Origin of the sequence: Bradyrhizobium sp. LTSP857, assembly GCF_000938285.1 — a bacterium.
In the GTDB taxonomy this organism is placed as follows: Bacteria; Pseudomonadota; Alphaproteobacteria; order Rhizobiales; family Xanthobacteraceae; genus Bradyrhizobium.
In genome coordinates, this window is the sequence record NZ_JYMS01000027.1 from 194,109 (window position 1) to 205,830 (window position 11,722).

General features: G+C 63.6%; 9 protein-coding genes, 1 tRNA gene and 1 pseudogene. 5 read left to right on the top strand and 6 right to left on the bottom strand.

What is annotated here, in order from left to right:
* Window positions 1-59 precede the first annotated feature (59 nt).
* Window positions 60-1,445, bottom strand: coding sequence for an MFS transporter (locus UP06_RS18360; RefSeq protein WP_045004552.1), 1,386 nt, complete (start codon window positions 1,443-1,445; stop codon window positions 60-62).
* 100 nt (window positions 1,446-1,545) lie between these two features.
* Between UP06_RS18360 and ggt the strand changes: the two genes are divergently transcribed.
* Together ggt and UP06_RS18370 are read left to right on the top strand one after the other, a co-directional pair.
* Window positions 1,546-3,297 carry a gamma-glutamyltransferase gene (gene ggt / locus UP06_RS18365; protein WP_082081472.1) on the top strand — a complete coding sequence of 584 codons (1,752 nt, stop codon included), beginning with the start codon at window positions 1,546-1,548 and terminating at the stop codon, window positions 3,295-3,297.
* Window positions 3,298-3,393: 96 nt separating this feature from the next.
* Window positions 3,394-4,689 (top strand): MFS transporter, encoded by a 1,296-nt coding sequence (locus UP06_RS18370; protein WP_045004553.1) that lies wholly within the window; start codon window positions 3,394-3,396, stop codon window positions 4,687-4,689.
* Window positions 4,690-4,714: 25 nt separating this feature from the next.
* Here UP06_RS18370 and UP06_RS18375 read toward each other — a convergent pair whose 3' ends face one another.
* Window positions 4,715-5,380 (bottom strand): glutathione S-transferase family protein, encoded by a 666-nt coding sequence (locus UP06_RS18375; RefSeq protein WP_045004554.1) that lies wholly within the window; start codon window positions 5,378-5,380, stop codon window positions 4,715-4,717.
* A gap of 147 nt (window positions 5,381-5,527) precedes the next feature.
* Between UP06_RS18375 and UP06_RS18380 the strand changes: the two genes are divergently transcribed.
* The 3 genes from UP06_RS18380 to panE all read left to right on the top strand — a co-directional run bounded on the left by UP06_RS18380 (window position 5,528) and on the right by panE (window position 7,954).
* A complete protein-coding gene (locus UP06_RS18380) occupies window positions 5,528-6,124 on the top strand; it encodes a DUF2239 family protein (protein WP_156163049.1) in 597 nt (198 codons plus the stop codon).
* A 111-nt stretch (window positions 6,125-6,235) separates the two neighbouring features.
* Complete coding sequence (locus tag UP06_RS18385) at window positions 6,236-6,844, top strand: 2-hydroxychromene-2-carboxylate isomerase (protein WP_045004555.1); 609 nt, start codon at window positions 6,236-6,238, stop codon at window positions 6,842-6,844.
* Window positions 6,845-7,030: 186 nt separating this feature from the next.
* Window positions 7,031-7,954, top strand: a complete 924-nt coding sequence (panE, locus tag UP06_RS18390) for a 2-dehydropantoate 2-reductase (RefSeq protein WP_045004556.1) — start codon at window positions 7,031-7,033, stop codon at window positions 7,952-7,954.
* Between the two features lie 20 nt (window positions 7,955-7,974).
* Here the strand turns inward: panE and UP06_RS18395 are convergent, their stop codons facing one another.
* The 4 genes and pseudogenes from UP06_RS18395 to UP06_RS18410 form a co-directional block, all read right to left on the bottom strand.
* A complete protein-coding gene (locus UP06_RS18395) occupies window positions 7,975-8,571 on the bottom strand; it encodes a c-type cytochrome (RefSeq protein WP_045004557.1) in 597 nt (198 codons plus the stop codon).
* Window positions 8,572-8,757: 186 nt separating this feature from the next.
* On the bottom strand, window positions 8,758-10,026 hold the full coding sequence (locus tag UP06_RS18400) for a PQQ-dependent sugar dehydrogenase (RefSeq protein ID WP_045004558.1): 1,269 nt from the start codon (window positions 10,024-10,026) through the stop codon (window positions 8,758-8,760).
* Window positions 10,027-10,407: 381 nt separating this feature from the next.
* Window positions 10,408-11,393: pseudogene (locus UP06_RS18405) on the bottom strand (NAD-dependent epimerase/dehydratase family protein).
* A 75-nt stretch (window positions 11,394-11,468) separates the two neighbouring features.
* Window positions 11,469-11,543: transfer RNA gene (locus UP06_RS18410), tRNA-Gly, on the bottom strand.
* Window positions 11,544-11,722: the final 179 nt, after the last annotated feature.

Below are 11,722 nucleotides of genomic sequence, written 5' to 3' on the forward strand. Positions count from 1 at the left end.
GTTCTCGCAGACTAGCGCCAGTGGTCCCGGATTGCGCTGCGCTCCATCCGGGCTACGAACTACTCTCGCACCCGCATCAGCAGCGCGAACCCAGCGACGAAAAACACGACCAACACAGCCATGCCGGCCTTCTGGCTCGCGGTCACCGCAGTGATCACGCCGATCAGCAACGGGCCGATGAAGGACGTCACCTTTCCGGTCAGCGCGAACAAGCCGAAATACTGCGCGATGCGATCCTTCGGCGCGAGGCGGATCAGCAGCGTGCGCGAGGCGGCCTGGAGCGGGCCGCCGGCGGCGCCGATCAGGCAGCCCAGGATCACGTAGGCACGCTCGGCGACGCTCGAGAAAAGGGGAGCGCCCGGCTCGGGCGGCGCGACTTTGACAAACAGGACGCTGTCCTTGCCGACCAGAAGAATCGCCGTCACCGAGAGCAGCAGGATCAGCATGCTGCCGGCGATGACGCGCTTCGGCCCCAGGAAATCGTCGAGCTTGCCGCCAAGCCACGCGCCAAACGTGCCTGCGATGGCGAGGATGATTCCAAACATGCCGATCTGGATCGTGTGCCAACCGAAGGTGCCGGCCGCATAGATGCCGCCGAAGGCAAACAGCGACACCAGCCCGTCGGTATAGATCATGTTGGCGAGCAGGAACGCCGCAAGCGACTTCTGCTCCGGCAAACTCTTAAGCGATTTCTTGAGATCGGAGAGGCCCTCGCGGAGCGCCGCGCGCACCGGACGCTTCGCCGGATAATCCGGCGTGAACAAAAACATCGGCGTGACGAAGATGATGAACCACAGTCCGGTCAACGGCCCGGCGGCGCGGTCGCCCTCGTGGCTGGCGGGATCGAGCCCGAACAGCGGCGTGAAGCCGAGCAACGTGCGCCCGGTGTCAGGATTGGCAGCGAGGAAGCCGAGCACGATGACCAGGCTGACGATGCCGCCGATGTAACCCGTGGCCCAGCCGGTGCCAGAGAGCCGGCCGATGCGCTCCGGCGGCACCAATGTCGGCATCATCGCATTGTTGAAGACGGTGGCGAACTCCGCGCCGACGCTGGCGAGCGCGACTGCGGCGAGCAGCGGCGGAATGATGGCGGGATCGCCGGGCTTGCCGATCCACAGCATGCATGAGGCCACCACAAGAAGTCCACCGAACGCGGCGATCCAGGGCTTTCGGCGGCCCGAGGCATCCGCGATGGCCCCTAACACCGGCGACATCAGTGCGATCGCCAAGCCCGCAGCGGCCATCGCAAAACCCCACAGCGATTGTCCGGTGGCGGGATCTGGCGCGATGCTGGTCGCGAAATAGGGCGCGAACACGAAGGTCGTGATCAGCGTGAAATAGGGCTGCGCGGCCCAATCGAAGAAGATCCAGCTGATGACGGCGGCGCGCGGCGGATAGGTCCGCTGCGCGCCGGCCATGCGCGCATCCGGGGCGATCGTCGTCATCACGCAGTCCTCATCACGAACAGTTTTGCTACACTTAGCGTAAACCGTATAGCATTACTGCGACGCGTGTGAATTGGCTCGAAGCCAGGGCGGAAATTTGATGATGGCGTCATTTTCGACACGGCGCACATTTTTCGCGCTCATCGCCACTCTGGCGATTGGTCTTGCATCTGCGACCGCGCAGGATGCGCGTCGACTCTATATGCCGCCCGCGCTCGACACGGTTCATGCCATCCCTGCCGAGCACGGCATGGTGGTGGCGCAGGAGAAGATATCCGCACAAGTCGGCGCCGATATCCTGCGACGCGGCGGCAATGCGGTCGATGCCGCGGTCGCAACCGGCTTTGCGATGGCGGTGACCTATCCACGCGCCGGCAATATCGGCGGTGGCGGCTTCATGCTGATCCATTCCGCCGAACGCAACGAGGACATCGCGATCGACTATCGCGAGACCGCACCGGCGGCGACCACACCGCAGATATTCCTCGGCCCCGACGGCAAGCCGGATGCCGCGAGGTCCCGCGATTCCGCGCTCGGCATCGGCGTGCCCGGCACCGTCGCGGGACTCGCGCTGGCGCTGGAGAAATACGGCTCGGGCCAATTCACGCTGGCACAGTTGCTGGAGCCCGCGATCGCGCTTGCCCGCGACGGCTTTGTGATCAGCGACGACATGGCCGACACGCTGCCGGGCTTGTACCCGCGGCTGGCGCACTGGCCATCCTCGGCCAAGATCTTCTCGCGGCCTGATGGCAAGGCGCTCGGTGAAGGCGACAGACTGGTGCAGAGCGATCTCGCCGACACGCTGGCGAGCGTCGCCGCGCAAGGCCCGCGCGGCTTCTATGAGGGACCGGTGGCGGACAGGCTCGCCAAAGCGGTGTCGGACGCCGGCGGCATCATGACGCCGGCCGATCTGAAAGCCTATCAAGCCGTGACCCGTTCGCCGGTGCGCGGCAGCTATCGCGGCTACGACGTCGTCTCCATGCCGCTGCCTTCCTCTGGCGGCGTGGTGCTGGTGGAGACGCTCAACATCCTCGAAGGTTTTCAACTCGCCGATCTCAAGCAGGGCTCGCCGGCATCGCTGCATCTCCTCATCGAGGCCATGAAGCGCGCCTACGCCGATCGCGCGCGCTATCTCGGCGATCCCGCCTTCGTCAACGCGCCGATCGAGACTCTCATCGCGAAGGACTACGCCGCGAAGCTGCGGGCGGGCATCTCCACCGATCGCGCCACGCCGGCAAAGGATATCGTTGCCACTGCGGCTTCGCCGCGCGAGGGCAGCAACACCACGCATTTCTCCGTCGTCGATGCCCGCGGCAATGCCGTCAGCAACACCTACACGCTGAACTTCAGCTACGGCGTCGGCCTCGTTGCCGATGGCACCGGCGTGCTGCTCAACAACGAACTCGACGATTTCACCGCCGCGGTCGGTGCCTCCAACGCCTATGGTCTCGTCGGCTACGAGGCCAATCTGCCCGGGCCCAGCAAGCGGCCGCTGTCCTCGATGTCACCGACCATCGTGCTGAAGGACGGCAAGCCGGTGCTGGTGACAGGCTCGCCCGGCGGCAGCCGCATCATCTCGACCGTGCTCCAGGTGATCGTCAACGTGCTCGACTACAAGATGGATGTCGCCGCCGCCGTTGCGGCGCCGCGGCTGCATCATCAATGGCTGCCGGACGAGGTACGCGTCGAACGCGGCTTTCCCGACGATGTGCTGTTCGAGCTGAAGACGATGGACCATCTGATCGTCGAGCCGATGGGACAGACCTCCGCCAACTCGATCGCGGTGACGCCGAATGGCCCGCTCGGCGCGCCCGATCCGCGCACGCGCGGCGCGGAAGCGGCGGGACAGTAACTCTGTCTTTGCATGGCGTGACAGCGCGCGCCGGCTTGCGCTGGCCGCCGCCCATGCTACCACCGCCGGACACAAGAAACTGCCGGGGAAACGCACATGACCGCAGCCGATCCGACTGAGCGTATCGAACGCGCCGAGATCGAAGACACCAGCCTTCTCGCTTTCTATCGCGACATGAATGCGCCGGAGCGGCGGACGTTCTGGGCCTGCGCGGCAGGCTGGGCGCTCGACGGCATGGACTTCATGATCTACCCGCTGGTGATCGGCACCATCATCGCACTGTGGAAGGTCGATGCCGCCTCGGCCGGTCTCGCCGGAACGGTCACGCTGCTGGCCTCCGCCATCGGCGGGTGGCTTGGCGGCTATCTCTCCGACCATATCGGCCGGGTCAGGACGCTCCAGATCACCATCATCTGGTTCTCGGTGTTCTCGCTGGTCTGCGCGGTCGTGCAGAATTTCGAACAGCTTTTGATCGCGCGCGCCGTGCTCGGCCTCGGCTTCGGCGGCGAATGGGCGGCAGGCGCGGTGCTGATGGGCGAAGCGATCCGGCCGCAATATCGCGGGCGTGCGGTCGGCTCTGTGCAATCAGGATGGGCTGTCGGCTGGGGTCTTGCGGTGCTGTCGCAGGCGATCCTGTTCTCCGCTTTGCCCGCCGAGACGGCGTGGCGCTGGATGTTCGTCATCGGCGCGCTGCCGGCGCTCTTGGTGTTCTACATCCGCCGCTCCGTCACCGAGCCGGAGATCGCGGTTGCGGCCCGCGCCAAGCAGGCTGCGAGCGGCGATCGCCCGGCGCTCTGGGAAATCTTCTCCGGGCCGATCCTCAAGACCACGATTTTGGCGTCGCTGATGGCGACGGGCTGCCAGGGCGGCTACTACGCCGTCACCTTCTGGGTACCGCAATTCCTGACCAAGGAACGGCATCTGTCGGTCGTCGGCTCGACCGGCTATCTGTCGACACTGATCATCGGGTCCTTCATCGGCTATCTCACCGGCGCGTGGCTGGCCGACCGGATCGGACGGCGTAATCTGTTCCTGATCTTCTCGATCGGCGCGATGGCGATCGTGCTGCTCTATACGCAGCTGCCGCTCACCAACGAGGTCTTGTGGGTGCTCGGTTTCCCGCTCGGCTTCTTCGCCTCGGGCTATTTCTCGGGGATCGGCGCGTTCCTCACCGAGCTCTATCCGACAAGGCTGCGCGGCTCAGGCCAGGGCTTTTGCTACAATTTCGGCCGCGGCATCGGCGCGCTGTTTCCGTTCCTCGTCGGTGCGCTGTCGGCGACGACGTCGCTCGCCAATGCAATCGCAATGTTTGCGGTGGTGGCTTACGTGGTGTTCTTCATCGCCGCGTTCGCGCTGCCGGAGACGCGCGGCCGCGTGCTGCACGCGGACTAGTGGAACGCCGGGGCGGTGAGTAAACTTACCGCCCCACCTGATACGGCCCGCCCTTTTCCAGCGCGCGGCTGTACGCCGGCCGCGCGTGGATGCGTTCGAGGAACGCCATCGCCTTGGGATGGCCCTGCTCGAGCCCGCCGCGCGCTTGGGCCGCTTCGAGCGGAAAGCTCATCTGGATATCGGCGGCCGTGAACTCATTGCCGGCGAACCACTCGGTCTTTGCGAGCTCGCCTTCCCAATAATCCATGTGCTGCTTGAGCTGCGGATTGACCAGCGCCGTCAGCGCCTGGTTGGAGACCTTGCGCACCAGCGGGCGCAGCAAAGCCGGCGCGCGCTTCGGCATCAGCGTGAACAGCAGCTTCAGCAGCAGCGGCGACATCGCGGACCCTTCGGCATAGTGCATCCAATAGGTGAAGCGCAGCCGCTCCGGCGTGTTCGGCGGCGGGATCAGCCTGCCGTTGCCGTAAGTGGCGATGAGATATTCGATGATCGCACCCGATTCGGCGATGGTGTTGCCGTTGTCGGTGATGACGGGCGACTTGCCGAGCGGGTGAATGGCGCGCAGCTCCTTCGGCGCGCGCATATCGGGCTGGCGCTGATAGCGCACGATCTCGTAGGGCACGCCCAACTCCTCGAGCAGCCATAGCACGCGCTGCGAGCGTGAATTGTTGAGGTGATGAACGGTCAGCATCGCGAGGTCCCCGGCTTGGCGTGGTCGATCGGCCGCGCGTTCGTGCCAGCCCGGGACAGCAATGTCGAGCCATCCGGACAGATATTTTCACCCGGGTATATTGACGTCAGCAATTTACCCGGATATTAAGCTGCCGACGCGATCAATATGGCAATGATTCCAATGCAGAGAACATTCACCGCCTTCCAGGGCCAGCGCCGCCTGGCATCCGGGCCGGCAGGAGAGGTCGCGCTGGTCGTCAAGCGGATGGCGCCACGGCCGGACGAGCCCATCATCATCTTCGAGGACGCCACCGGCCGATCAATCGACTTCGATCTGCGCGGCGGGGATCGCGAGGTGCTGGCGCGGTTGGTGAAGCTTATCCCGCCCCCGGTGGAGGAGACCGCACCATCGAGTGAGCCACGCGGCCGCGGCCGACCGAAGCTCGGTGTGGTCGCGCGCGAGGTGACGCTGCTGCCGCGGCACTGGGAGTGGCTCAGCGCTCAGCCCGGCGGCGCGTCGGTCGCGTTGCGAAAGCTCGTCGAGGAGGCGCGGCGTGCGAGCGGCGACAAGGACCGCGAGCGGCAGGCGCGCGATGCGGCCTATCACTTCATGTCGACCATGGCGGGCAATCTGCCGCAATTCGAGGAAGCTTCGCGCGCGTTGTTTGCGGATGACCGGCGGCGCTTCGCCGGACTGATCGCCGACTGGCCCGCCGACATCCGCGATCACATCGTCAAGCTCGCCTATAGCGATCGCGCTTAGACGCGCCGGGCCATGTGCACTTCATCAAGATATTATGATCATCATTAAACGGTGGACCTGTGGCACGCCCTGCGCCACAATGTGAGAAAAGCCACGTCAGGGAGCACGATTTTGACCCGCACAGCCCCGCAGTTCCTGTTCGATTTCGGCAGCCCGAACGCTTATCTCAGCCATCTGGCGATTCCGGCGATCGAGAAGCGGATCGGCGTGAAATTCGAATATGTGCCGATCCTGCTCGGCGGCATCTTCAAATCGACCAACAACAGATCGCCGGCCGAGACGCTCGCCGGCGTCAAGAACAAGCGCGAATTCCAGGCGGTCGAGACCGAACGCTTCGTCAAGCGTTTCCAGGTCCCGCCCTATGTCATGAATCCCTTCTTCCCCGTCAACACGCTGAACCTGATGCGCACGGCGATCGCAGCGCAAGCCGAAGGCGTGTTCGAAAAATATGTCGAGGCCGCCTTCCACCACATGTGGCGCGAGCCGAAGAAGATGGACGATCCTGAAATCGCGGCGAAGGCGCTCGCCTCGTCCGGCCTTGATGCCCAAAAGCTGTTCGCCCGCGCGCAGGAGCCCGAGGTGAAGGGCAAGTTGATCAAGAACACCGAGGAGGCCGTCGCACGCGGCGCGTTCGGCTCGCCGACCTTCTTCGTCGGCGATGAGATGTTCTTCGGCAAGGAGCAGTTGCGCGAGGTCGAGGAGATGGTGTCGGGGAAGTGATTTTCGTACCGTGGGGAAAGCGAGCTATTTCCCCAACGTCGTCCTGGCGAAAGCCAGGACCCATAGCCACCGAACGTTATTGATGTGACGAGCTGGAGCTCCAACTTGTCCGACAACGAACAGTTGGGGTAATGGGTCCTGGCTTTCGCCAGGACGACGGTAATAAGCAACAATAAGGAATTTCCCATGCGTATTCTCGTGGTCGGCGCCGGCGCCATCGGCGGCTATTTTGGTGGCAGGCTGTTGCAGGCCGGCCGCGACGTCACGTTCCTGGTCCGGCCACGGCGCGCCACCGAGCTTGCCAGCGCCGGCCTCGTGATCAAGAGCCCGAATGGCGACGTCACGCTGAAGGATCCGCCGCGGGTTGAGGCCGACAAGCTCAAGGACAAGTTCGACGTCGTGCTGTTGAGCTGCAAGGCCTTCGACCTCGACGACGCCATCAAGTCGTTCGCCGCTGCGGTTGGTCCCAACACGGCGATCATTCCAATGCTCAACGGCATGAAGCATCTCGACACGTTGGACGCCAAGTTCGGCAAGGAGCGCGTGCTCGGCGGTCTCTGCGCCATCGCCGCGACCTTGAACGAGAAACGCGAGGTGGTGCAGCTCCAGCCGATGCAGGCGATCACTTACGGCGAGCGCGACGGCAAACTGTCGGATCGCGTCAAGGCGATCGACGAGGCCTTCAAGAGCGGCATTAGCGGCGCCACCGCCAGCCAGAACATCATGCAGGACATGTGGGAGAAGTGGGTGTTCCTGTCCTCGCTCGCCGCAAGCACCAGCCTGATGCGCACGTCCGTCGGCAACATCCTGGCCGCACCCGGCGGTCGAGATTTCCTGCTCGGCATGTTGGATGAGACCAGCGCGATTGCCACCGCATCAGGCTATACGCCGGGCGGCCCGTTCTTCGAGCGCGTCAAGGGCAATCTGACGACCGCGGGTTCGCCGATGACGGCGTCGATGTTTCGCGACATCAAGGCAGGCTTTCCGGTCGAGGCTGATCACGTGATCGGTGATCTGATTGCGCGCGGCGACGCCGCCAAGGTGCCGGTGCCGAAGCTGCGCATCGCCTACACGCATTTGAAGGCGTATGAGAAGCAGAGGGCGGGGTAGGTAGTAACCCCGACTCCGCGCTATTTGAAATACGCGAGATAATGCGAGACGGCGGTGATTTCCTCATCGCTCATATGATAGGCGACATCGGCCATCGCGGCGCCGCCGCCACCGACGCGCTGGCTGGTCTTGTAGTCACGCAGCGCCTTGACCAGATATTCCTCGCGCTGACCCGCAAGCCGCGCGACGGCCTTGGTGCCGGCAAAGCTATCCGTGTGGCATGAGGCGCAGCGGCGGCCGACGGCAACTTGCGAGCCCTTTTTCGACAGATCGGGATCCTTGTCCTCGGCTGGCTGCGGCGGCGTCATCGCCGCGAAATAGGCGCCGAGACTGCGGACGTCCTCGTTGGTGATCTCCGCGGCAATCGGCTGCATCTGCTCGTTCTTGCGTGAGCCGGCGCGGAAGAAGACGAGCTGCCATTGCAGGAATTGATCGGGCTGACCGGCCAGCGAGGGAATGTTTTCGGTCTGCGAGATACCGTTCTCGCCGTGACAGCCGGAGCAAACGGCAGCCTTCTCCTGGACGGCGGAATTATCGGCGGCGCTTGCGGAGAGAGCTCCGAGTGCGAGGAGCAACGCAGCCGCGCTGATTGCGTGCGAGATGAACTGCCGGCGCATGATGGGAATTCCACTCTGACAATCTGGTCATTCCGGGGCGCCCGAAGGGCGGGCCCGAAATCCATAACCCCGTTTCGTGATGATGGGTTCCGGACTTGCGTGCAAGTCCGGAACGACAGCGTGGGAACTTGAAATAAAAGAGGCTGCGGCCGCATCATGGCCACCGCAGCCTCGTGTCGTCGTGCGCTACTTCTTGCTGTAGCTGATGCGATAGATCGCGCCGGCCCAATCGTCGGCAACGAGGATCGAGCCGTCCTTGGCGAGGATGATGTCATCGGGGCGGCCGAGATAGCCCTGGTCACCCTCGATCCAGCCGGAGGCGAACACCTCCTTCTTGGCGTTCTTGCCGTCGGGCCCGACGATCACGCGCGTGATATTGCCGCCCTGATACTTGTGGCGATTCCAGGAGCCGTGCTCGGCGATGAAGATGTTGTTCTTGTACTCGGCGGGAAATTGATCGCCGGTATAGAACTTCATGCCGAGCGGAGCGACGTGGGCGCCGAGGTTCAGCACGGGCGGCGTGAACTCGGAGCACTTGTGGCCCATCGCGAACTTCGGATCCGGAAGGTCGCCCTGATGGCAGTAGGGATAGCCGAAATGCTCGCCGAGCTTGCTGACCATGTTCAGCTTATCGGAAGGCAGATCGTCGCTGACCCAGTCGCGCGCATTTTCCGTGAACCAGTACTTGCCGGTACGCGGATCGACATCGCCGCCGACCGAGTTGCGAACACCGAGCGCATAGACTTCAGCGTTGCCGGTCTTGGGATCGACGCGCCGGATCTGCGAGACGCTGGTCGGAGGAACGCCGACGTTGAAGGGCGGTCCGAACGGAATGTAGAACCAGCCTTCCTTGTCGGCCGCGAGGTACTTCCAGCCATGTGCGGCGTAGGACGGCATGTCGTCATAGACGACCTTGCCCTCACCGAGATTGTCGAGCTTGTTTTCGACGTCGTCGTAGCGGATCAGCTTGTCGACCGCGATGACGTAGAGCGCACCGTCCTTGACGGCCAGACCCGTGGGCATGTTCAGCCCCTTGAGGATGGTCTTGACCTCTTTCTTCCCGTTGTTGTCCTTGATGGCATAGACGTTGCCGAGGCCGAACGAGCCGACGAACAGCGTGCCCTTGTCACCCCAGGCCATCTGCCGCGCGGCGAGCACGCCCGAGGCATAGACATCGATCTTGAAGCCTGCCGGCAGCTTGATCTTCTTGATGAGGCTGGCGAGCTCGGCGTCGGACGCGCCGGTCGGCGGACCCGAGGGCGGCGCCAGGCCCTTCTGTGCTTCGGTCTCGTCGCCGAGGAACCAGTCGTCCGGCGGATGGGTCCAGAACTCCTTGGTTCCGGATTCGTATTTCTTCAGCTGCCGGCTCTTGTCCTGCTGCTGCGCACTGGCGACGCTTGTCCCTGCAAGAAGGGCCACGGCCGCAAGCGCCAAGACGGATTGATGGAATTTCATCGCGTCACTCCCCTAAGGCAGCCATCTGGGCTGCACGTTATTTGTTTTGGTTTGTCGAGTCGGCGAAGGTCGGAGTCTGTCGAGAGGCAGACGCAAAAAGGTTAGCACATCTGCGAGCAGTGAGAAGCGCGTCACGTGCACTGCCGTAGTGCTCAATAAAAATTGAGACGGATTTTCTCCGAGAGTGAATGCGGCGATAGCAACACTCTCGCTGCAACGCGGAATCGCAATGAAGCGCGCCTCATTTGCAGGCAGCAAAATGGGCGACCAATGCAAAACCGCGAAAACAACCCCATGCACAGTAGAACATCAGACGCCGGATGGTGCGCGGTGACGCCGGCCACACATCTGAAACATCGTGCGAATTGATAAAAGCGGCGACTATTTGGCGACGGGGTACGGCTCATCGTCAAATTGCATGTCGTGATAGCCTTTCGCTCCCACCTCGCGCGCCAGGGAGCTGCGAAAATCGCGCCCCTCGCGCAGGCTGCTCAGCATATGGGCGAAATCGAATTCGGGATGCCATCCGAGTTCGCGCCGCGCGCGGTCGTTGACATAGACCCGGTCGATCTTGGGAAATAGCCGCCAGCCGCGCGCCGCGTAGAGTTGCTCGCAATCGGGATAGAGCGTCCGCACCACGCCAGCTGCATCACGCGGCAGCGCCGCGAGATGCTGCGGCCCAAATGGGGTTGTAGCCGAGACGATATAACGGGCGAAACCGATCTCCGGTGCACGCGCCACGGCGAGCAGATGGGCACTCACGGCGTCCGCTATGTCCAGCCGGCGATAGAGCAGCTCGTTGGCCTGCGCATTGTCCAGCGGGTAGGCCGACCGCATTGCGGGATCATCATCGTCCTCCGGAAAGAAGCGCGAGGTCCGCAACCCCACGACCGGCAGACCGCGCTCGCGGAAGAACAGCTCGCACAGATTTTCCGCCATCAGCTTGGTGGTGCCGTAGATGTTTTTGGCACCGGCGGTAGGTCCTCGGTGACCCACACCGCCGGCTGCCCCGCCTCCGGCCGGAGCTGGGAACCGAATGCACTGGTGGTGCTGGTGAAAACAAAGCTCTTCACGCCAGCGGCGGTGGCCGCCTCGAGCAGATGGAGCGTGCCAGTGACGTTGGTGTCGATGAAGTCCCGCTTGCTGTGGGTCGCCACATGAGGCTTGTGCAGGGTCGCGGTGTGGATGATTGCGGTGACCCCGGCCGTCTGGTTCCGCACAAAGTCCGGATCGGTGATCGAGCCGATGGCGTCGGTGAAAGCTGATTTCTTCAGATCAACCCCATGCACAGGTGAGCCGCGCCCGCGGAGCGTCCGGGCAATGGCCTCCCCGAGGTGGCCCGCGCTGCCGGTGACCAGGATTGTCATGGCAGACCCCACCCAGCCGCCAGCGGTGCAGCGAACGACGCTATGTGCCCGTTTGGCTGGACGCTTGGGAAAAATTGGAGCGGGCGAAGGGGCTCGAACCCTCGACCCCGACCTTGGCAAGGTCGTGCTCTACCACTGAGCTACACCCGCATCCTGTGTCGGCCGCATGACGCGCCCGGCAACGGCTGTCGTATGCCAAAAGCGGGCGGCGAATGCAACAGCTACGGGCAGCATAGATTCGGATTTGGGACCCCATATGGGCCCAATCCTGGCAAAACCGACCTAAAATCGCCCTGAGCGGCCGAATCGGTTCCCATGGATTGAAATTC